Below are 19,613 nucleotides of genomic sequence, written 5' to 3' on the forward strand. Positions count from 1 at the left end.
CTGCCCTCTCGTCTCGATTTCGGTCTTATGCCGCCATCTGCGCATTGTTGCGCAGCAGCTCGTCAGCCAGCGCGCGATAGGCCAGCGCGCCCTTGGAATTGGTGTCATAGGTCAGCACCGGGCAGGCATAGGACGGTGCCTCGCTGACCCGGACGTTGCGCGGGATCACCGTGTTGAACACCAGATCTCCGAGGTTGGCACGGGCGTCTTCCTCGACCATCCGCGACAAGTTGTTGCGCGCGTCGAACATGGTCAGAACCACGCCTTCGATCCGCAGTTCGGGGTTGGCGCTCTGGCGCACTTCGCGGATCGTCAGCATGAGCTGCGACAGACCCTCCAGCGCAAAAAAACTCGCTCTGCAGCGGCACCAGGATCGAATGCGCCGCGACCATGGCGTTCACCGTCAGCAGGTTCAGAGACGGCGGGCAGTCGATCAGGATGAAATCAAACCCGAATTGCGCCATCTCTGCCTGGCGCAGCGCGTCATGCAGCAGGAAGCTGCGCTTCTCGTTCGCCACGAGCTCGATGTCAGCCGACGCCAGATCCACCGTCGCCGGGATCAGTTTCAGGTTTTCGGTTTCCGTCTTGAGGATCATGTCCGACAGGGGCGCATCCTCGAGAAGCAGCTCGTAGGCCGTATATTCCCGCGCCTCAGGCTCGATTCCCAGCCCGGTCGAGGAGTTCCCCTGCGGATCGAGATCGACGATCAGCACCTTCAGACCGCGCTCTGCCAGCGCGGCACCGAGGTTTATCGTGGTCGTGGTCTTGCCCACCCCGCCCTTCTGGTTGGCAATGGCAACGATCTTGGCCGCGCCGGGCCGGATGGAATCAGACATGAGTCAGCGCTCCGATTTGCAAGACAACCGCGTGAGGATCCGTAAGACTTGTATGCCGTATCAGATCAAACTGCCACATCTTGCGTGCCTCTGCGATTTCTTTTTCGGCCTGCGCGCCCTTGGGAAAGAGCGCGACGCCATTGTCGCACAGGTGACGATCGGCAAAGCCCAAAAGTTTATCGAGCGACGCCAGCGCGCGAGCGCTCAACAGGCCCGCACCAAGCGGCGGGATTTCTTCAATTCGGCGCGCCTCGATCTTGGCCTCGACGCCCGTTTCGCGAAGCACAGTGCGCAGGAAGGCGCATTTGCGCTGGTCACTCTCGACCAGCGTCACCGCCATTTCAGGAGCAAATTCAGCCCGCAGGATGGCGACCACCACACCGGGAAAGCCTCCGCCGACGCCGAGGTCCGCCCAATGCTGGGGATATTCCTGTGGAATACCCCAGATCTGCGCGGAGTCCACGATGTGCCGCGTCCAGGCTTCTTCGAGCGTTGTAGGCGAAACAAGATTGATACGCGGATTCCACTTCTTAAGAAGATCCGTGTAGTGCTCGAGGCGGTCCCATGTTTCACGTGAAACACTGAGCCCGCCTCCAAGATCAAACTGACTCATGCGCTGCGCGCCCTGTCGTTCCGGCGCAGCCGGATCAGCAGCAGAGAGAGGGCTGCCGGCGTCATTCCGTCGACTTTTGCGGCCTGCGCAAGCGTCGAGGGTTTCGCACGGGCGAGCTTCTGCTTCAATTCTGTCGAAAGGCCTTCGATGGTCGAGAAATCGAAATCAGCCGGGACTTGATAGGTCTCGTCGCGCTTCAGAGCTTCAACGTCGCGTTTTTGCCGGTCGATATAATTGGCGTAGAGAGCGTCCTTCTCCAACTGATCGCCGATTTCTGTCGCTATTGACGAGAGACCCGGCACATGATCACGCAGGAACTCCATTGAGATGTCGGGGAAGGACAGAAGCTGGAACAGGCTACGCCGGGCGCCATCCGCGTTCATCTTGCGGCCGAGATCGCCTAGTTCTCGAGGGGTCATTGTGATCTCGCTGAGGATCCCCCTGCCCTCTTCGAGCTTTTCCGATTTCTCAAGGAAGGCCGCCTTGCGCGCTTCGGAAACGCAGCCGAGCGTCATCGCCATGGGCGTCAGCCGCTGGTCCGCATTATCAGCGCGAAGCGAGAGCCGGAATTCGGCGCGCGAGGTGAACATCCGGTAAGGTTCGGTGACGCCGCGCGAGGTGAGATCGTCGATCATGACGCCGATGTAGCTCTCGGCACGGCTGAAGGTGACTTCTTCACGGCCGAGGCTCTGCGCCGCGGCGTTCAGACCCGCGACCATGCCCTGGGCGGCGGCTTCTTCGTACCCCGTGGTGCCGTTGATCTGCCCTGCGAGGTAAAGCCCCGAGCAGGACTTGATCGAGAGACGAAGATCCAGCGCCCGCGGATCGACGAAATCATATTCGATTGCGTAGCCAGGCTGCAGGATCGTCGCCGCTTCTAGTCCCACAATGGAATGGACATAAGCCTCCTGCACGTCTTCGGGCAGCGAGGTAGATATCCCGTTCGGATAGACCGTGTGGTCGTCAAGTCCTTCTGGTTCAAGGAAAATCTGGTGAGATTCCTTGTCCGCAAAGCGCACGATCTTGTCTTCGATCGACGGGCAGTAGCGCGGGCCGATCCCCTCGATATGCCCGCCGTACATCGCGGATCGCGAGAGGTTATCCCGGATCACCTCGTGCGTGCGCGTGTTGGTATGTGTGATCCCGCAGGAAATCTGCCGGGCGAAGGGCGCCTTCGACAGGAAGGAGAACATGGCGGGATCCTCGTCGCCAGGCTGGCTGTCGAGGATATCCCAGTTGATCGTCCGACCGTCGAGTCGCGGTGGCGTGCCGGTTTTCAGACGCCCCAGCGGCAGAGCCATTTCATCGAGGCGCTCAGCCAGCTTCACCGCCGGCTTGTCGCCCATGCGACCACCCGGGCGCTTCTGATCGCCAATGTGAATGACGCCGCGCAGGAACGTGCCGGTGGTGAGCACCACGGCACCGGATCTGAGCTCGGATCCGTCGGCAAGTATCACGCCTTGCACCAGGTCGCCGGTTTTCAAGAGATCCGTGACCTCCCCTTCCACGATGGAAAGGTTCGGCGCGGCTTCCATCTCGCGAAGCATGGCTTCGCGATAGAGTTTCCGGTCGGCCTGGGTGCGCGGGCCCTGAACCGCTGGGCCCTTGCGCCGGTTCAGAAGGCGGAACTGGATGCCCGCCTGATCCGCAACGCGGCCCATCACGCCGTCCATGGCGTCAATTTCGCGCACCAGATGGCCTTTTCCGAGCCCGCCGATGGCCGGATTGCACGACATGACCCCGATCCCGCCTCGGGTCAGGGTGACAAGCGCTGTTCTCGCGCCCATTCGCGCCGAAGCCGCGGCGGCCTCGGTGCCGGCATGTCCGCCGCCCACGACGACGACGTCTAAATCGAGTTGTTTCACGTGAAACACTCCTTACTTACCCAGGCAGAAGCTCGAGAAGATCTTGTCCAGTAGATTTTCCACATCGACGCGGCCGATCAGGGCTTCGAGGCGTCGAATCGCGACCCGGATTTCCTCTGCAGCGATATCGTACCGCTCGGGTCCGAAATCAAGCAATTCCAGTGCGGTTGTTAGAGCATCGGCACCTTCCTGAAAAGCGATCCTATGCCGTTCTCGCGTCGCGAGCCCGCTGGACTGCACACGTTCGGACAATGTACCACCGATTTCCGAAATCAGGCCCTCAATCCCCTGCCCGGTCGCGGCGGAGATCGCCTGCGCGTCGCCCGAGAGATCTCCCTTGGAGCGGCGGACGATATCGCCTTTGCGCGGAACGACCTCGAGCGTCTCGGCCGCCTCAAGCAGAAAAACGCGAAGGTCCGCCAGTTCAGCGCGGTTCCGGGCACGTTGGATGCCGATTCTCTCTACAGGATCCGCTGCCTCGCGCAGACCAGCCGTATCAAGAAGCGTGACCGGAAGACCCGCGATCTCCATGCGCACCTCGATGACATCCCGGGTCGTCCCCGCGTGTTCCGAGGTAATGGCCGCTTCGCGCCCGGCTAAAGCATTGAGAAGAGTTGATTTCCCAACGTTTGGGCGACCAATGATGGCGACTTCGAAGCCGGATCTGATACGTTCCGCTGCGTCAACGCCCGCGAGTTCGCGCTCCAGTTGTGCCTTCACCTTGATGAGGGCGGACCGCACATCGTCGCTGACGTCGACCGGAACCTCTTCATCGGCAAAATCGATGGTCACCTCGAGCAGAGAGGCGGCGAAAATTAGCTCTTCACGCCAGATCTCGACCTTTTCGCCGAGTGCGCCGGCGAAAACCGTCATCGCCTGGCTCCGCTGGCTTTCGGTTTCAGCCTCGATCAGGTCCGCAAGTGCTTCAACCTGGGTGAGATCCAGCCGGTCATGCTCGAGCGCGCGGCGCGTGAACTCGCCGGGTTCGGCTTGGCGCAGGCCTTCCATCGCCGCGAGTTCGCGAAGCACCGCGCGCAGGATGGCGATACTGCCGTGCAGGTGGAATTCGACAACCTGCTCGCCGGTGAAACTCTTGCCGTCCTCGAAGGTCAGAACCAGCGCTTCATCAAGCACCTGCCCTGCCCCGTCGGTCAGCTTGCGCAGCGCGGTCCGGCGCGGCGCGGGCACATCGCCGCAAAGACGAGAACAGGCGTCCCATGCGGAGGGTCCGGAGACCCTCACCACGGAAACGCCTGCTTTGCCGACCGCGCTGGCAAGTGCGAAGATCGTATCCATCCCCGCCTCCTTTGCGGATTATCCTTAGCTGTTCATCGAGTCGAAGAACTCGCCGTTCGTCTTTGTTTGTTTGAGCTTGGACAGCAGGAACTCGATCGCGTCGGTCGTGCCCATCGGGTTGAGGATGCGGCGCAGCACGAAGGTCTTCTGCAGGTCGACCTTATCGGTGAGCAGGTCCTCTTTCCGGGTGCCCGACTTGAGAATGTCGATCGCCGGGAAGACGCGCTTGTCGGCGACCTTGCGGTCGAGCACGATCTCCGAGTTGCCGGTGCCCTTGAATTCTTCGAAGATCACCTCGTCCATGCGCGAGCCGGTGTCGATCAGCGCGGTGGCGATGATGGTGAGCGAGCCACCCTCTTCGATATTGCGCGCGGCACCGAAGAAACGCTTCGGACGCTGCAGCGCGTTCGCATCGACACCACCGGTCAGGACCTTGCCCGACGACGGCACTACGGTGTTGAACGCCCTACCAAGTCTTGTGATCGAGTCGAGAAGAATCACAACATCTCGTTTATGCTCAACGAGACGCTTGGCTTTCTCGATGACCATTTCCGAGACGGCCACGTGGCGGGTTGCCGGTTCGTCGAAGGTCGAGGAGATCACCTCGCCCTTCACCGAACGCTGCATGTCGGTGACTTCCTCGGGACGTTCGTCGATCAGCAGGACGATCAGATAGCACTCTGGGTGGTTCTTCTCTATCGAGCTGGCGATGTTCTGCAGCAGCACCGTCTTACCGGTGCGCGGCGGCGCCACGATGAGCGACCGCTGGCCCTTGCCGATCGGCGCGACCAGGTCAATGATCCGGGCCGACTTGTCCTTGATCGTCGAATCCTCGATTTCCATCTTCAGGCGCTCGTCGGGATAGAGCGGCGTCAGGTTGTCGAAGGCGATCTTGTGGCGGGCGCGGTCCGGATCCTCGAAGTTGATCGCCGAGACGTCGACCAGCGCGAAGTAGCGCTCTTCGTTGTCGGGCGCGCGGATCTCGCCTTCGATGGTGTCGCCGGTGCGCAGCGAGTACTTCCGGATCATGTCGGGCGAGACATAGATGTCATCGGGGCCCGGCAGGTAGTTTGCCTCGGGCGAACGCAGGAAGCCGAAGCCGTCCTGCAGCACTTCGAGAACGCCGTCTCCGAAGATGGTCCAGCCTTCGTCCGCGCGCTCGCGCAGGATCTGGAACATCATCTCGCCCTTGCGCATCGTCGATGCGTTTTCGATCTCGAGCTCCTCGGCCATCGCCAGGAGATCCTTGGGGCTCTGCGCCTTGAGATCGGACAGGTTCAGACGCTCGACGATATCGGCATCAGTCATGAATTCCTCCGGGCCGCGGTCGGCCGTCGTTTCGCAGGTCTCTGCGTGTGTCTTTTGGGAAGGTCCCACCAGAACAGGTGTTGAGAAGATGCCTATCCCCTCCCCCGGTCGAAGTCAATTCCCGGAGCCGTACCGAGCGGCCCGGCTTAGATTCCAAAAAATTAAATAAAGAAAAGAAGAGATGATTTTGATTTTAGGTAACCCGACTCCGGTGGATCAAATGTTTCACGGAGCTCTGTCCACGGCGGATCCCTCTGTGGATAGATCTGCGGAGATCCTTCGGATCCGCTTTGGGCGAATCCACGTTTGGATCATATAAATAAGCCTTTATATCGCACGGTACGCCATTGTGGACAGATCTTGGAGAGATCCGGTCGGATCCGCTTCTCCACAGCCGGGAGTTATCCAAACCCACAGACTCAGGAATCACCGCGACTCAACGTGAACCTTGAGAGATCTCCCCAGCCTTGAAACCGGAGGCGATTTTCCCCAGAAGCTTCCCCTGACAAAGGCCCAAGTCTGCGAACAGGTTTATCCCCATGAGTCTTCCGCTCGTCCTCGCCTCCGGCTCCCAGATCCGCGCCGAACTGCTGCGCGCCGCGGGCGTTCCCTTCGGAATCGAGGTCGCGCGCGTCGATGAATGCTCGATTCGCGACTCGCTCCTTGCCGAGGGCGCGGCGCCGCGCGACGTGGCGGACGCGCTGGCCGAGTACAAGGCGCGCAAAGTCTCGGCGCGCAATCCCGGCGCGCTGGTGCTTGGCTGCGACCAGGTGCTGAGCTGCAACGGCAAGCTCTATTCCAAGCCCGAAAGCCCCGAGGAGTCCCGCGCTCAGCTCATGGAGCTGCGGGACCAGCGGCTGCACCTGCTGTCGGCGGCAGTTATCTATGAGTCTGGCGAGCCGGTCTGGCGTCACGTCGGAGTCGCGCGCCTGAAGATGCGCGCCTTCTCCGAAGCCTATCTTGATGACTATATAGAGCGAAACTGGGAGAGCCTGCGCACGTCCGTGGGCGGTTTCAAGCTGGAGGAGGAAGGCGTGCGGCTGTTTGCGAGCATCGAGGGGAGCCATTTCACAATTCTGGGGCTGCCCCTGCTGGAGCTTCTGGGGTTCCTGCAAGTGCGCGGGGTCATTGCCGGATGAGCGGCGATCGGATCCCTCTTGCGGGCGTCATCGGCTCGCCCGTCGCGCATTCCCGCTCTCCGCGGCTGCACGGGCACTGGCTGAAGACCTACGACTTGCCCGGCCATTACATTCCGATGGACGTGCCGGCGGCCAAGCTGGCCGAGACGCTGCGCCTGCTGCCCGAGATCGGCTTTGTCGGGGTGAACATCACCATTCCGCACAAGGAACGGGTGATGGAAATCGCAGACGTGGTCTCGGACCGGGCAACGCTGATCGGCGCGGCCAACACGCTGACCTTCCGCGAGGGCGGCAAGATCTATGCCGACAATACCGACGGCTACGGTTTTCTCGAGAACCTCAAGCAGGGCGCACCCGACTGGCGCGCCAATGCGGGCCCGGCCGTGGTGCTGGGCGCGGGCGGTGCCTCGCGCGCGGTGATCACCTCGTTGCTCGAGGCGGGGGTGCCGAAGATCTACCTCAGCAACCGCACCCGTCTGCGGGCCGAGAAGCTGCGCGAGGATTTCGGCCAGCGCATCCATGTCATCGACTGGGTGCACGCGGGCAACGTGCTGGAAGAGGCCAATACCGTGGTCAACACCAGTTCGCTCGGCATGGTCGGCAAGCCCGAGCTGCGGGTGCCGCTGGACGGGCTGCGCCCGGGCGCGCTGGTGACCGACATCGTCTACACGCCGCTGGAGACCCGCCTGCTGCGCATCGGGCGCGAGCTGGGCTGCACCTGCGTCGACGGGCTCGGGATGCTGCTGCACCAGGCGGTTCCGGGCTTCGAGCGCTGGTTCGGAAAGCGCCCGGTGGTGGATCAGGCGACCCGCGACGCGGTGCTCTGATGCGCTTCAAGCTCGGTCTCACCGGATCCATCGGCATGGGCAAGTCGCAGACCGCGGCTTTCTTCGCCGAGGCGGGCTGTCCTGTCTGGGACGCAGATGCGGCGGTGCATCGTCTCTATGGTGCGGGCGGCGCCGCGGTGGCCGCCATCGGCGCGATGTTCCCGCAGGCCATCGTAGACGGCGCGGTTTCACGTGAGGCACTGCGCGCGGTCATCGCTGCCGATGCCACCGCTCTGAGCCGCATCGAGGCTATCGTGCACCCTCTGGTGCAGGCGGACCGCGCCGAGTTCGCCAAGACCCATCCCGAGGCCATCGGCGTCTTCGATATCCCTCTGCTCTACGAGACCGGATCAGAGGGCGAGTTTGACGCCGTGGCCTGCGTCACCATTCCCGAAGAGATCCAGCGCGAGCGGGTGCTGGCGCGGGGCACGATGAGCGCGGCGGATCTGGATCGCATCCTTGCCCGCCAGCTGCCCGCTGCCGAGAAACGCGCCCGCGCGGATTTTGTCATCACGACGGACACGCTGGACCACGCCCGTGCGCAGGTTCAGGATGTGCTGAAGAAAATCGAAAGGCGGATCGATGCGTGAGATCGTTCTCGACACCGAAACCACCGGCTTTGAGCCGGAACAGGGCGACCGTATCGTCGAGATCGGTGCGGTCGAGCTCTACAACCACGTGCCGACGGGCAAGGTCTACCACCAGTACATCAACCCCGAGCGGTCGATGCCGCAGGAGGCCTTCGAGGTGCACGGGCTGGGCGACGACTTCCTGCGCGACAAGCCGGTCTTCGCGAAAATCGTCGACGAGTTCATCGCCTTCATCGGGACGGACGCCAAGCTGGTGATCCACAACGCCAGCTTCGACGTGAAATTCCTCAATGCAGAGTTGAAGTGGGCTAATCGTCCGCAACTTCCGAAAGATTGCGCCATCGATACGCTGATGATCGCGCGCAAGAAGTTTCCCGGCTCTCCCGCCTCGCTGGACGCGCTCTGCCGCCGCTTCGGTATCGACAATTCCAGCCGGACGCTGCACGGAGCATTGCTCGACAGCGAGATCCTGGCAGAGGTCTACCTCGAGCTGATCGGCGGCAAGCAGCCCGACCTGGTGCTGGCGCCGGTCTCCGCGGGGCGCAACAGCAGCGGCGGAGAAGAGGAATGGCGTCCGTCTCGGCGGCCCGTGGCCCTGCCGTCCCGGATCACCGAAGAAGAAAAGGCGGCTCACGCCGCCTTTGTCGAGAAACTCGGAGAGAAGGCGCTTTGGTCGCGGGGCTGAGGCCCCGCCACCTCGCAAGCGCTTACGCGTCGAGCTTGCGCTCTTCGCCTGCCGGGGCGGTTGCCTGCTGACGGCGCGCGATCTCGTTGCGGTACAGCGCGACGAAATCGATGGTCTCGAGGTTCAGCGGCGGGAAGCCACCGTCGCGGGTCACGTCCGACACGATGCGGCGCACGAAGGGGAAGAGCATCCGCGGGCATTCGATCAGCAGGAAGGGGTGCAGCTGCTCTGCGGGCACGCCCTCGATGTTGAACACGCCGGCGTAGTCCAGTTCCAGCAGGAACAGCATGTCGCCGGTTGCCTTCGACTTCGACTCGACCTTCAGCTTCAGCACGACTTCGTACTGGTTCTCTGCCGAACGCTTCTTGGCGTCGAGGTTCACCTGCACCTGGACGTCGGGCTGGACTTCGCCGGTCACGCCCTTCTGCGCGAGGATGTTCTCGAAGCTCATGTCGCGCACGAACTGCGCGAGCACGTTCATCTTTACCGCTGCCGGGGACTGCTGCGCGTCTGCCGCGCCGTTTTCGCTGATTTCAGCCATGGAAAGCTCCTGTTGGATTTTGTTTCCGAATAGCAGCCCCGGGGAAACGGCTCAATGCTTAGTCCAACCTGACCCTGGGTGATTGGGGCGCTTGGAGCCGGGAATCTCGGTAAATTCCCCCTCGATCACGTCATCTTGTGCCTGCGGGCCTGGCCGGTACGGCTCGGTCTGGGCGCGCGGGCCGGTCTGGCTGCGCCCGCCCATCTCGAAGCGCTGCACCTTGATGCGGCTCGAGACAAAGCGCATGGCCGCGTCGCGCACCGCCGGGATCAGCAGCGCGAAGCCGCAGGCGTCGGTGAAGAAGCCGGGGGTCAGCAGCAGCGCGCCGGAAAACAGGATCATCGCGCCATGCGCCAGCGGTCGGGTCGGATCCTGAAGCTGCGAGAAGGAGCTCTGCAGATCCGACAGCGCCCGCAGACCCTCGCGCCGCACCAGCGCCGTGCCGAGGATGGCGGTCATCACCACGATCAGCAGCGTCGGCCAGAGCCCGATCAGCCCCCCGACCTGGATGAACAACGTGATCTCGATCAGCGGCACCGCGACGAATGCCAGAAATAGCCACATGGCCTCACTCCTTTTCCGTGGCTGCGCACCGGTAGACTTGGCGCTGCCCAGTGCCTACATAGGAATGCAACATCAGATTTTCCATGTTTTGCCCAAGAGGTGCCGATGAATATGCCGATCGTCCAGCTGCTGGTACTTGCCGCGATCGCGATCTTCCTGATCCTGCGTCTGCGGAGCGTGCTGGGCACACGCGACGGGTTCGAGAAGCCGCCGGTGCAGGCGCCGAGCCGTCGTGACGACAGCCGACGTGACTTCGAGGTGATCGAAGGCGGACCGGATCACGACATCATCGACCATGCGCCCGAGGGCAGCCCCTCGGCCAAGGCGCTGGCCAAGATGAAGGCGGTCGAGCCGAGCTTCAACGTCGGCGAGTTTCTCGGCGGGGCGCGCGGCGCCTACGAGATGATCCTCATGGGCTTCGAGCGCGGAGACGTGGAAGAGCTAAAGCCCTTCCTCGCCGAGGATGTCTATGAAAGCTTTGCCGAAGTGGTTGAAAACCGCCGCCAGCAGGGGCTAACCATCGAGGCCGAGTTCGTCGGCGTGCGCGAGATGTCCCTGGTCGAGGCGACCTTCGACGAGGTCTCCAAGTTGGCCGAGATCACCGTGCGCTACACTGGCGAGCTGACCTCGGTGGTGAAGGATGCCTCTGGCACCGTGATCGAGGGCAGCCCGACCTCGGTGAAACGTCAGAAGGACGTCTGGACCTATGCCCGCAACATGGGTAGCGACGATCCCAACTGGCAGCTGGTCGCGACCGACGAATGAGGCGCGCGATCCGGGCGGCCATACTGACAGGAGCAATACTGGCAGGGACCATGGCCGCTGCGGAAAGCGACACCAGCTACGAGATCCTGAGCTTCGGCGATCTCGACGGATGGGCGACGGATGATCATTCCGCCGCCCTTTCGGTTTTTCTCAATACCTGCGGCGATTTGACCGACCCAGACTGGCGGTCGCTCTGCGCGCTGGCGCGGGACGCCGGGGATGCCCGCGAATTCTTCGAGCTGTTCTTCCGCCCGGTGCTTGTCACCGGCGCGCCGGAGGATGCCGAGGAAGGCATCGGCGGGCTCTTCACCGGCTATTTCGAGCCAGAGATCGACGGCGCCCTGCATCGCGACCCGCTTCATACCCACCCGATCTACCGCCTGCCGCCCGAGATCGCCGAGACCGAGGGTCCGTGGCTGACCCGCCGCGACATCCTAACCGGCGACGTCATGCAGGGCCGTGGGCTCGAGATCGCCTGGATCGCCGATCCGGTGGAGCTCTTCTTCCTGCAGGTGCAGGGTTCGGGCCGCATCCGCCTGCCCGACGGGCACCACCTGCGGGTCGGCTACGGCGGCGCCAATGGCCACCCCTACCGCTCGATCGGCAAGGAGCTGGTGGCGCGCGGCACCTTCACCCCGCACGAGGTCTCGGCGCAGGTCATCAAGTCATGGGTGCGCGACAACCCCGAGGACGGGGCCGAGCTTTTGATGCACAACCCCTCCTATGTCTTTTTCCGCGAGGTGAACGAGGTTCCCGCCGAGCTCGGCCCGCTTGGGGCGATGAACCGCTCGATCACGCCGCTGCGCTCGATCGCTGTGGATCCGGCCTACGTGCCGCTTGGCGCGCCCGTGTGGATCGAGAAGGAGGGTGCCGAGCCCCTGCACCGCCTGATGATCGCGCAGGACACCGGCTCTGCGATCAAGGGTCCGCAGCGCGCCGATGTCTTCATGGGCACAGGTGACGCGGCCGGGCGCAAGGCCGGCACGATGAAGGATCCGGGCCGCCTGGTGGTGCTGCTGCCGATCCAGCGCGCCTATGCGCTTCTTCCGGAGTCGGTGCTGTGAGCCGCCGCAAGCTGCGCCCGGACGAAGTCGAGCTCTGGGAGCTCGTCGCGCGCAGCGCCGAGAAGCTGCCGGGCCGCAAGGTGGCCCCCGAAGCCCCTACCCCCAAACCCGCCAAGCTGCGCAAGCCGATCCAGCCTCGTGAGCCGGTGCAGAACCTTGCCCTCGGAATTCGCGCCCCGACGCCGCAGGAACGGCACGACTTCTATGCCTCGACTTCGGACCGTCTGGCGCAGGATCCGGTGCGGATGGACGCCAAGGCGTTTGGCCGGCTCAAGCGCGGCAAGCTGCAGCCCGAGGCGCGGATCGACCTGCACGGCATGACGCTCGACCAGGCGCATCGCGAGCTGGCGGGATTCATCCTTGGCACGCATATGCGCGGCTTCCGCCTGGTGCTGGTGATCACCGGCAAGGGCATGCGCGAGGACCCGCACGACCCGATGCCGCGCCGACGCGGCGTGCTGAAGACCCAGGTGCCGCAATGGCTGCGCATGCCGCCGCTCTCCGCCTGCGTGCTGCAGGTCTCGGAGGCGCATATCAAGCATGGCGGCGGCGGGGCCTACTACGTTTATCTCAAGAAACGGCGCTGACGCGTCAGCCCAGGATCATCTCGCCATGTTCGGCGAGGTAGATGCGCAGCCACGGGGTGAACATCCCGGGCTGGTCCGCGATGCGGGCGCGCAGCTCGGGCAGCGTCAGCCATTCGGTGTCCATCACCTCGGCGGGGTTCGGCGCGGGCTCGACCCCTGCCCCGGCCTCGGCGACGAAGATGTCGACCAACTCGTGCTCGGTCATGCCGCCGCCGACTTCGGCGCGATATTCCACCTGCCCGCGATACTGCGGATCGAGGCCACGCAGCCCCAGTTCCTCGTCGAGACGGCGCAGCGCGCAGTCACGCGGGTCCTCGTCCCAATGCGGATGGGTGCAGCAGGTGTTCGCCCAGAAACCCGGCGTGTGGTATTTCTCCAGCGCGCGGCGCTGCAGCAGCGTCCGTCCCTCGCGCATGACAAAGACAGAGACCGCCTTGTGGCGCAGCCCCTTGAGGTGCACTTCGAGCTTGTCCACCGGAACGAGGGTGTCGCCCACCCACGCGGGAATGTCCTGGGCCATGCGGCGCCTCCTTCTGAAGCGTCTGTTTCACCGCTGCCCGCGACAAGGTCAAGTCGCGGCAATTTTCCCGCGCCGGGCATTCCGTCGCAGCGCATCGTGCCGCAGACTGTCCTAGAAGCGTAACCGGAGACGCGAAACTGGAGAATGGTATGTATAGCAAGATGATACTGGGGATCGCGGCCGTCTTCGTGGCGGGCTCCGCCCAGGCCGGGGACGCCGAGGCGGGCAAGAAGCTCTTCGAGCAGCGCTGCCGCGCCTGCCACATGATCCAGGCCGATGACGGTACGCCGATCCAGAAAGGCGGCCGGACCGGGCCGAACCTTTACAAGGTGGTCGGCCGTGTCGCCGGCAGCGAGGACGGCTATCGCTACAAGGCCTCCATCGTCGAGGCCGGGCAGAAGGGTCTTATCTGGGACGAGGCCAGCCTCGAGGCTTACGTGCAGGATCCCTCGGGCTTCCTGCAGGAATATCTCGGTGACAGCGGCGCGCGCTCGGGCATGACCTTCAAGCTGAAGAAGGGCATGGAGGACGTCTACGCCTATCTCGCTTCGGTCGCGAACTGAGCCCGGCTCACCGCCCGCAACCGGCTCTGAAACGGCAAAGGGCGCTCCTGCGGGAGCGCCCTTCTGTTTGCCTAGGTACGGGATCAGCCGACGTCAGTTGACCAGAGCGGTCGTGCGCTGCGTGGTGGTCACGCCGCTGTTGATGATGCTGAGCAGGGTCTGCAGGCCGGCCAGCGGGCTTTCGGTCGCCAGCACCACGTCGTCGGGGTAGATCGGGAACTTGCGCGCCGCGAAGAGTCCGTCGGCGGTGGTCATGTCGAAGGTGAAGACCACCTGCTGCATGTTCGGCTTGGCGCCGCCCGACCCAAGCTGCTTGGGCGTGTACTCGCGCAGCACCATCACCCCGGTGGGATCGGCACGCACATCGTAGAGGCCGCCGATCAGCGACAGCGCCTCGAGCGCGTTGATCTCGTCCTTGGGGAAGGTCACTAGCGTCTGCCGCGATGAGGCGCCCATGCCGGTGAAAGTGCGGTAGTCCTCTTCGATGACCACCGTGTCGCCGGGCAGCAGCAGCGAGTTGTAGGCGCCACTTTCCATTAGGGTACGGGCCGAGATCTCGTAGGTGGCGCCCTGCCTGATGAGCCGCACAAGCGGGTTCTTCAGGCCCGGGTTGATGCCGCCCGCATCGGCGATGGCGCCGAGGATCTTGTAGTTGCGCGACGGCAGCGGGAAGCTGCCGGGCTTCACCACACCGCTGACCATCTCGATGGCATTGCCTCTGCCCTCGGTGAGGCTCACCTGCACCTGCGCCGTGGGCACGATGGCCTCGAGTTTTTCCTGGATGCGACCGCGCGCCGAGGCCGGGCTGAGGCCGCGCACGAAAACCTCGTCGACGTACGGCAGGAAGACCGCGCCATTGGCGCCGACCTCGACCGCGGGAAGCACGGTCGATTTCTCGGCGGGGTTGGTCAGCAGCGAGTTTTCCTGACTGTCCCAGATGCGGATGTCGATGTGGTCGCCGGTCTGGATGACGCTCTGGTTGGTCCCGGACGAGGTGCGTGGCCAGCTTCCGTCCAGGGTCGGGCCGGTCTGCGGCCAGGAGGCGATGAGCGGCATGTTGGCGCGGGTCACCTCGACCACCTGGAAAGTCGGGTTCTGCTTGTCGGCCTGGGCCAGTATCTCGGATTGCATCGCCGCGCCGCGCGGCAGCGCGCAGCCCCCCCAGAAGAGCAAGGCTCGCAGCGACGGCAAAAAGACTACGCGAGAGTTTGAACACGGGGGTCTCCGGGACGTTCCGAGGGTTTCTAAAGGTTTGCTCGAAGTGATAGACAGTTTCGAGGCTCGGGAAAAGTCGCTTGCGCCGCAGCGGCAGCCGGGCTTGGCATTTCTTCGCGCCGCGTTGCGCGATTGCTTGCAGGAGACGGACGGGAATGACGGTTTCGAAGCGGGCGCTCGACATTTGCCTTGCCGCGCTGCTGCTTGTCCTGCTGTCGCCGGTGATCCTCGGCATCTGCCTTGTCCTCCTGCTGCGCGACGGTCGGCCTGTTTTCTACCTCTCCGAGCGGATGCGGAGCCCAGACCGGGGCTTTCGCCTCTGGAAATTCCGCACCATGCGGCCCGATGCCGGCGATCGCGGCGTCTCCGGTGGAGACAAGACCGACCGGATCTCGGAAACGGGAAAATTTCTCAGGCGTCACCGGCTCGACGAGCTGCCGCAGCTCTGGAACATCCTGCGCGGTGACATCAGCTTCGTGGGCCCGCGTCCGCCGCTGCGCCGCTACACCGAGATGTTCCCCGAGCTCTACGCCGAGGTGCTGCGCGCCCGGCCCGGGGTGACGGGTCTGGCCACCCTCGCCTTTCACCGCACCGAGGAGCGCCTTCTGGCGCCCTGCCGAGATGCCGACGAAACCGAGGCGGTCTATTGCCGCCGCTGCGTGCCGCGCAAGGCCCGGCTTGACCTGATCTACGCGCGCCGACGGAGCCTGTGCTACGATCTGCGCCTGATGGCGGCGACCGTGGTCAGGCGTGTCGGGTTGCATTGATCAGCGCCGCAGCTGCTGCAGCGTGACGTAGCCGGTGGTCTCGCCCAGCCATTGCCGCGCGCCGAGGATCTCGCCCCCCCGCATCGACGATGTAGACATCGGCGAAGTCCGGCTCCGTCTCGCTGCTGCAGGCGGCGCGGACAGCCATGCCGGAGACACCGGGGGTGACCTCGACCTGCTGCTGCGGGGTCACGGTGCAGCTGTAGGCCAGCACCTCGGTGACATCCTCGGGCGTCAGGAAGCGCTGCACGAAGCGGGCCTGCCCGGCGCTGCGGGCGCGCACGAGGCGCAGCAGCGCGTCTTCCTCGACCGACATCAGGTCGCCGCCGAGACCGCGCGTGGCGGTGATCATCCCGTGACGCAGGACGATGGCCTGGCGGCTGGCGGTGCCATAGGTCCGGTGCTCGCCGTTGCGCTCGATCTCAAACGCCACGGCTTCGGACTTGCGCTCCTCGATCCGCAGCCGGATCACCGGCAGGTCGGTGGCGGCCAAGGTCGCGGCGATCTCCTGGTCGGAAATCGGCTTGTTGTCCTCGTCTCCGCCGCCGAACAGGCTGGCGTAGGCAGCGTCGTAGATCGGATCGCGGCGATCATCGTTGCCGCAGCCGGCAAGCGCGGCGATCAGCCCGGCCATAAGCGCGGCGCGGCAAGTGGTCTTAAGTTTCATCGCCAGAACCTTCCCCAGGAGGCGGCCACGTCGGGCTCGTGATTTTCGCGGATGCGCTCGTAGAGCCGGTCGTCGATGGCCAGCTTGGCGCCGCCGTCGCGCTGCACCGAGCGGATGGTGAGCGTGCTGTCGTTGCGCGAGGGCTGTCCGGTGCCGATGGAGACCGGGATGGTAAAGATCAGCCCCTTGTCGAAGGAGCCCTCACCGAAGTCCTTGGCGGAGATGTCGGTCTTGGTAGCAAAGGCGCCGATCCGCCAGCCGTTGGCGAATTCGCGGGTGAGCGTCACCGTGGCGCCGGTGTCCCCGGCGATGTAGCGGCCGACGTCGAGCTGCGCATTATAGCCGTTGCCGATGTCGTAATAGGCCGAGACGTGGCCGTTCACATGCGGGAAGCTGCGGGTGATGCCGGTGACCGGGTCGGTGGTCTCGTTGCCCTGCAGGCCGAAGAGCATGTCGAAGTCGCGGCGCTCGACGTAGTTGATCTCGGCCCCCAGCGCGAAGCGGCTGTCGACCGGTTTCCACAGGAGTTCGGCCGAGGCGCCGGCGTACATCGGCTCGAGATAGCCCAGCGTCAGGCGGCTGTAGAGCTGCGGAGCGGGCTTGCCGTAGAGGCCCAGCGTCAACCGCGGAATTTTCGGATCGGCTTCGCGGGCGTATTCGGCGTAATCGGTGCGCACGCGCGGAAGCTTGGATTCGGATTCGCGGGTGACATCGTCGAGGTTGCCGACGATCTTCTTGTTCAGCGAGCCGCTCAGGACGATGTTCGGAGTGAACTCGATCGTGCCGCGCAGCGAAACGCCGAGATCGAGCCGAAGCGGCCCGTCGGGATCGAAGGTGGCGTAGCCGTAGTAGGGTGCGAGCGACCACAGGAATTTCGGATAGTCTTCCAGATCCATCTTCGGCGTGTCCGCCGGCGCCTCGTCGAAGCGGGTGCGCACCAGCATTTCGGTCGCGGCCTCGTTCTCGAGCGCCTCGAGATCCGAGCGGCGCAGGGTGATCGCCGAGGCGGGGACACCGTTTTCCGACGGGATGATCACGAATTCCTCGACCGAGCCGGGCATGATCCGGCTCATCGAGCGCGCGGCGCGACCCACTGCCTGAGACGTCGCACCGTAGGTCTCGTTGCGCAGACGCAGCGTGGCGCGATGCGGCTCCAGACGGAAGCCTTCCAGCTCCAGCTTCTCGCGTTTGAGGCTGCGCGCCAGACGGGTCTGCGTCGTGGCCTCGGTCGCGGCGAGCTCGCTGATCCAGCCAAGATCGCGGGCCTCGGCGCCGGTGCGCGGCTTGATCGGCAGCGGCGCGGTCTCGACACCGCCGGGAACGCCAAGCGTCTTGGGGTTCATCGTGTAGGTGTACTGGGCGCCGATCGTGCTGCCGTAGGCATAGTAGAGCGACAGCTGGCTGCCGCCCTTGAAGCGGTAGTCCATACCGACGTTGATCGGCGAATTGTGCTCGAAGGTCGAGTTCTCGCGTTCGAGATCGTATTGGTCCGAGGAATATTCGAGCTTGAAGGTCAGCCGGTCGTCCGGCGACCAGGCGACGCCGCCGAAGGGCGCGATATCGCCGCGGAACCAACGGTCGGTGGTGGGCTTGCCGCCTTCGTCGAGGATCTCCTCGGAGCGGGTGCCGAAGCCGCCGAAGCCGTTGTAGCTTGCCATCCGGCCCCAGCCGAGGCCGCCGGTGACCTGCAACCCGGGGGTGATCGTCTTCGTCGCGACGATGTATTCCGCGCTGTAGATGCCGGTGCCGATGAAATCCTGCAGGCCAACGACCACCGAGGGGCGCCAGGTGCCTTCAGTCAGCAGTTGGAAGCGCAGATCGAAGCTGCGGTCGTAATAGACCCCATCCACCGAGGCGCGGTGATCGAAGCTGCCGATGCCGGTATAGCGGAAGGTGCCGACGAGGCGCGGCGCGATCTGGAAGCTGACGGAGCCGCGGTTGGCTGTGCCCATGCGCCCGTAGGTCAGACCCAGCGTCGCATCGGGCGACATGTTGGCGTCGGGCATGTCCACGAGCCCGGGGAGGCCGTAGAGATTGTAGCTTGGCACCGTCTCCGGATAGGCCGCTCCCGCCAGCGCCGTTGCCCCGGCCAGAAGTGCCGCGATACCTGCCCGTCGTGCCATCACGTCCTCGTTTCGCTTTCGTGTTTTCCCCAGAGCTAGAGCCAAACCGTGGTCCTGTCCATGGATCCCCTGCCGCAGGGTCGTCCCTGTGGGTTCTGCGGCACGGTTGCGGCGCGGTTCCGCCGCCAAAGGTCCCGTGGTCGCGGGGAGCGAGGCGGATTTTCAGGAGATTTCTATTTTTTAAGCCAGGGGTAACCGCGCGCGGGCTATCCCCGCTGCGGGGTGTTTGGAAGGTGGTGGAAATGGCCGTCGACAGCAATGTCGCGCCAGTCATCATCAAGCGGAAGAAAAAGGGCGGCGGCCATGCTCATCATGGCGGCGCCTGGAAGGTCGCCTACGCGGATTTCGTGACGGCGATGATGGCCTTCTTCATGCTGATGTGGCTGCTGAACGCGACGACCGAGAAACAGCGCAAGGGGCTTGCCGATTACTTCAACCCGACCATCGCCGTGGCCCGGATCTCGGGCGGCGGGGACGGGCTGATGGGCGGCGAGAGCACCTTTTCCGAGAATGTTTTGCCGCGTATGGGCACCGGCTCGACCGCGCTCCAGGCGACCGAGAAGAACGCCGCTCGGGGCAGCGAGACCATGGGCGAGTCCGATCCCGATGCTGCCGAGACAGCCGAGCTCGAAGAGCTGCGTGACCGGCTCACAGCGCGCCATGGCGAGAGCATGGTGGACGACGGGCTGATGCGCCACGTCGTGACCCGGGTCACCGACGAGGGGCTGGTGGTGGAGCTTTTCGAAACCCCCGAGGCGCGGCTCTTCGAGGCGGACGGCAGCCCAACCTTCCTGCTGCGGCGGCTGGCGCAGATCATCGCCGGGGCGAGCCGGGCGGTGCGCAACCCGCTCGCGGTCGAGGGCCATGTGCCCGCCTCGCCGATCGTGCTGGCGCAGGACCGCTCGTGGGAAGTCTCGGCGGAGCGGGCGTCCTGGATGCGCAGGCTGCTGCAGGACGAGGGTGTGCCCAAGGCGCGTATCGCCCGCAGCACCGCCCATGCCGACCGAGAGCCTTCTCGCGCCAACCCGATGGACACCCGGAACGGCCGTGTCGAGGTGATCTTCCTGCGCAAATGACG

20 protein-coding genes and 1 pseudogene are annotated in these 19,613 nt (G+C 64.4%); 10 read left to right on the forward strand and 11 right to left on the reverse strand.

What is annotated here, in order from left to right:
* Positions 1–25 precede the first annotated feature (25 nt).
* The 5 genes and pseudogenes from CLG85_RS05195 to rho all read right to left on the reverse strand — a co-directional run bounded on the left by CLG85_RS05195 (position 26) and on the right by rho (position 5,918).
* Positions 26–836: pseudogene (locus CLG85_RS05195) on the reverse strand (ParA family protein).
* Positions 829–1,449, reverse strand: a complete 621-nt coding sequence (gene rsmG / locus CLG85_RS05200; protein WP_095882455.1) for a 16S rRNA (guanine(527)-N(7))-methyltransferase RsmG — start codon at positions 1,447–1,449, stop codon at positions 829–831. The pseudogene CLG85_RS05195 and the gene rsmG overlap by 8 nt, the downstream one beginning before the upstream one ends.
* Complete coding sequence (gene mnmG / locus CLG85_RS05205; protein WP_095882454.1) at positions 1,446–3,323, reverse strand: tRNA uridine-5-carboxymethylaminomethyl(34) synthesis enzyme MnmG; 1,878 nt, start codon at positions 3,321–3,323, stop codon at positions 1,446–1,448. The genes rsmG and mnmG overlap by 4 nt, the downstream gene beginning before the upstream one ends.
* A 3-nt stretch (positions 3,324–3,326) precedes the next feature.
* Positions 3,327–4,610: a tRNA uridine-5-carboxymethylaminomethyl(34) synthesis GTPase MnmE gene (gene mnmE / locus CLG85_RS05210; protein ID WP_095882453.1), complete on the reverse strand. Its 1,284-nt coding sequence runs from the start codon at positions 4,608–4,610 to the stop codon at positions 3,327–3,329.
* 24 nt (positions 4,611–4,634) lie between these two features.
* The gene (rho, locus tag CLG85_RS05215) at positions 4,635–5,918 is read right to left on the reverse strand and encodes a transcription termination factor Rho (protein ID WP_095882452.1); all 1,284 of its coding nucleotides are present in this window, start codon (positions 5,916–5,918) and stop codon (positions 4,635–4,637) included.
* Between the two features lie 539 nt (positions 5,919–6,457).
* Here rho and CLG85_RS05220 point away from each other — a divergent pair.
* From CLG85_RS05220 to dnaQ, 4 genes are read left to right on the forward strand one after another with little or no spacing between them, the layout of a single operon-like run.
* Positions 6,458–7,057 (forward strand): Maf family protein, encoded by a 600-nt coding sequence (locus tag CLG85_RS05220; protein WP_095882451.1) that lies wholly within the window; start codon positions 6,458–6,460, stop codon positions 7,055–7,057.
* The gene (locus tag CLG85_RS05225) at positions 7,054–7,884 is read left to right on the forward strand and encodes a shikimate dehydrogenase (RefSeq protein WP_095882450.1); all 831 of its coding nucleotides are present in this window, start codon (positions 7,054–7,056) and stop codon (positions 7,882–7,884) included. The genes CLG85_RS05220 and CLG85_RS05225 overlap by 4 nt, the downstream gene beginning before the upstream one ends.
* The gene (coaE, locus tag CLG85_RS05230; protein ID WP_095882449.1) at positions 7,884–8,474 is read left to right on the forward strand and encodes a dephospho-CoA kinase; all 591 of its coding nucleotides are present in this window, start codon (positions 7,884–7,886) and stop codon (positions 8,472–8,474) included. The genes CLG85_RS05225 and coaE overlap by 1 nt, the downstream gene beginning before the upstream one ends.
* Positions 8,467–9,159 carry a DNA polymerase III subunit epsilon gene (gene dnaQ, locus CLG85_RS05235; protein WP_095882448.1) on the forward strand — a complete coding sequence of 231 codons (693 nt, stop codon included), beginning with the start codon at positions 8,467–8,469 and terminating at the stop codon, positions 9,157–9,159. The genes coaE and dnaQ overlap by 8 nt, the downstream gene beginning before the upstream one ends.
* A 22-nt stretch (positions 9,160–9,181) precedes the next feature.
* On the opposite strand, the gene secB is transcribed toward dnaQ, so the two are convergent.
* Entirely contained in the window at positions 9,182–9,700 is a 519-nt protein-coding gene (gene secB / locus CLG85_RS05240) for a protein-export chaperone SecB (RefSeq protein ID WP_176476601.1), read from the reverse strand.
* A gap of 51 nt (positions 9,701–9,751) precedes the next feature.
* Complete coding sequence (locus tag CLG85_RS05245) at positions 9,752–10,264, reverse strand: FxsA family protein (RefSeq protein ID WP_095882447.1); 513 nt, start codon at positions 10,262–10,264, stop codon at positions 9,752–9,754.
* Positions 10,265–10,369: 105 nt separating this feature from the next.
* Between CLG85_RS05245 and CLG85_RS05250 the strand changes: the two genes are divergently transcribed.
* Genes CLG85_RS05250 through CLG85_RS05260 form a run of 3 tightly spaced genes read left to right on the forward strand, consistent with a single transcriptional unit; the run spans position 10,370 to position 12,680 of the window.
* Positions 10,370–11,029 carry a Tim44/TimA family putative adaptor protein gene (locus CLG85_RS05250; protein ID WP_095882446.1) on the forward strand — a complete coding sequence of 220 codons (660 nt, stop codon included), beginning with the start codon at positions 10,370–10,372 and terminating at the stop codon, positions 11,027–11,029.
* A complete protein-coding gene (mltA, locus tag CLG85_RS05255) occupies positions 11,026–12,093 on the forward strand; it encodes a murein transglycosylase A (protein WP_095882445.1) in 1,068 nt (355 codons plus the stop codon). The genes CLG85_RS05250 and mltA overlap by 4 nt, the downstream gene beginning before the upstream one ends.
* On the forward strand, positions 12,090–12,680 hold the full coding sequence (locus CLG85_RS05260) for a Smr/MutS family protein (RefSeq protein WP_095882444.1): 591 nt from the start codon (positions 12,090–12,092) through the stop codon (positions 12,678–12,680). Before mltA ends, CLG85_RS05260 begins: the two co-directional genes overlap by 4 nt.
* 4 nt (positions 12,681–12,684) lie before the next feature.
* Here the strand turns inward: CLG85_RS05260 and idi are convergent, their stop codons facing one another.
* Positions 12,685–13,200, reverse strand: a complete 516-nt coding sequence (gene idi / locus CLG85_RS05265) for an isopentenyl-diphosphate Delta-isomerase (protein ID WP_095882443.1) — start codon at positions 13,198–13,200, stop codon at positions 12,685–12,687.
* Positions 13,201–13,349: 149 nt separating this feature from the next.
* On the opposite strand from idi, the gene CLG85_RS05270 reads away from it, so the two are divergent.
* Positions 13,350–13,763: a c-type cytochrome gene (locus CLG85_RS05270; protein WP_095882442.1), complete on the forward strand. Its 414-nt coding sequence runs from the start codon at positions 13,350–13,352 to the stop codon at positions 13,761–13,763.
* A 93-nt stretch (positions 13,764–13,856) separates the two neighbouring features.
* Here the strand turns inward: CLG85_RS05270 and CLG85_RS05275 are convergent, their stop codons facing one another.
* On the reverse strand, positions 13,857–14,894 hold the full coding sequence (locus CLG85_RS05275; protein WP_095882491.1) for a polysaccharide biosynthesis/export family protein: 1,038 nt from the start codon (positions 14,892–14,894) through the stop codon (positions 13,857–13,859).
* A gap of 239 nt (positions 14,895–15,133) precedes the next feature.
* Here CLG85_RS05275 and CLG85_RS05280 point away from each other — a divergent pair, with 239 nt between their 5' ends.
* A complete protein-coding gene (locus CLG85_RS05280; RefSeq protein ID WP_095882441.1) occupies positions 15,134–15,745 on the forward strand; it encodes a sugar transferase in 612 nt (203 codons plus the stop codon).
* Here CLG85_RS05280 and CLG85_RS05285 read toward each other — a convergent pair.
* Together CLG85_RS05285 and CLG85_RS05290 are read right to left on the reverse strand one after the other, a co-directional pair.
* Positions 15,723–16,412, reverse strand: a complete 690-nt coding sequence (locus CLG85_RS05285; protein ID WP_260348528.1) for a YjbF family lipoprotein — start codon at positions 16,410–16,412, stop codon at positions 15,723–15,725. The genes CLG85_RS05280 and CLG85_RS05285 overlap by 23 nt on opposite strands.
* Positions 16,409–18,535 (reverse strand): YjbH domain-containing protein, encoded by a 2,127-nt coding sequence (locus CLG85_RS05290; RefSeq protein WP_095882439.1) that lies wholly within the window; start codon positions 18,533–18,535, stop codon positions 16,409–16,411. The genes CLG85_RS05285 and CLG85_RS05290 overlap by 4 nt, the downstream gene beginning before the upstream one ends.
* Before the next feature lie 242 nt (positions 18,536–18,777).
* Here CLG85_RS05290 and CLG85_RS05295 point away from each other — a divergent pair, with 242 nt between their 5' ends.
* Entirely contained in the window at positions 18,778–19,611 is an 834-nt protein-coding gene (locus tag CLG85_RS05295) for a flagellar motor protein MotB (protein WP_095882438.1), read from the forward strand.
* The last annotated feature ends 2 nt before the right edge of the window (positions 19,612–19,613 follow it).

This window comes from Alloyangia mangrovi (assembly GCF_002300555.2).
GTDB lineage: Bacteria > Pseudomonadota > Alphaproteobacteria > Rhodobacterales > Rhodobacteraceae > Salipiger > Salipiger mangrovi.

Bases quoted from the DNA above. Each gene is read 5' to 3' on its own strand.
- rsmG (WP_095882455.1), bottom strand. From the start codon at position 1,449: ATGAGTCAGTTTGATCTTGGAGGCGGGCTCAGTGTTTCACGTGAAACA.
- mnmE (WP_095882453.1), bottom strand. From the start codon at position 4,610: ATGGATACGATCTTCGCACTTGCCAGCGCGGTCGGCAAAGCAGGCGTT.
- rho (WP_095882452.1), bottom strand. From the start codon at position 5,918: ATGACTGATGCCGATATCGTCGAGCGTCTGAACCTGTCCGATCTCAAG.
- CLG85_RS05220 (WP_095882451.1), top strand. From the start codon at position 6,458: ATGAGTCTTCCGCTCGTCCTCGCCTCCGGCTCCCAGATCCGCGCCGAA.
- CLG85_RS05225 (WP_095882450.1), top strand. From the start codon at position 7,054: ATGAGCGGCGATCGGATCCCTCTTGCGGGCGTCATCGGCTCGCCCGTC.
- coaE (WP_095882449.1), top strand. From the start codon at position 7,884: ATGCGCTTCAAGCTCGGTCTCACCGGATCCATCGGCATGGGCAAGTCG.
- dnaQ (WP_095882448.1), top strand. From the start codon at position 8,467: ATGCGTGAGATCGTTCTCGACACCGAAACCACCGGCTTTGAGCCGGAA.
- secB (WP_176476601.1), bottom strand. From the start codon at position 9,700: ATGGCTGAAATCAGCGAAAACGGCGCGGCAGACGCGCAGCAGTCCCCG.
- CLG85_RS05245 (WP_095882447.1), bottom strand. From the start codon at position 10,264: ATGTGGCTATTTCTGGCATTCGTCGCGGTGCCGCTGATCGAGATCACG.
- CLG85_RS05250 (WP_095882446.1), top strand. From the start codon at position 10,370: ATGAATATGCCGATCGTCCAGCTGCTGGTACTTGCCGCGATCGCGATC.
- mltA (WP_095882445.1), top strand. From the start codon at position 11,026: ATGAGGCGCGCGATCCGGGCGGCCATACTGACAGGAGCAATACTGGCA.
- idi (WP_095882443.1), bottom strand. From the start codon at position 13,200: ATGGCCCAGGACATTCCCGCGTGGGTGGGCGACACCCTCGTTCCGGTG.
- CLG85_RS05270 (WP_095882442.1), top strand. From the start codon at position 13,350: ATGTATAGCAAGATGATACTGGGGATCGCGGCCGTCTTCGTGGCGGGC.
- CLG85_RS05275 (WP_095882491.1), bottom strand. From the start codon at position 14,894: ATGCAATCCGAGATACTGGCCCAGGCCGACAAGCAGAACCCGACTTTC.
- CLG85_RS05280 (WP_095882441.1), top strand. From the start codon at position 15,134: ATGACGGTTTCGAAGCGGGCGCTCGACATTTGCCTTGCCGCGCTGCTG.
- CLG85_RS05285 (WP_260348528.1), bottom strand. From the start codon at position 16,412: ATGAAACTTAAGACCACTTGCCGCGCCGCGCTTATGGCCGGGCTGATC.
- CLG85_RS05290 (WP_095882439.1), bottom strand. From the start codon at position 18,535: ATGGCACGACGGGCAGGTATCGCGGCACTTCTGGCCGGGGCAACGGCG.
- CLG85_RS05295 (WP_095882438.1), top strand. From the start codon at position 18,778: ATGGCCGTCGACAGCAATGTCGCGCCAGTCATCATCAAGCGGAAGAAA.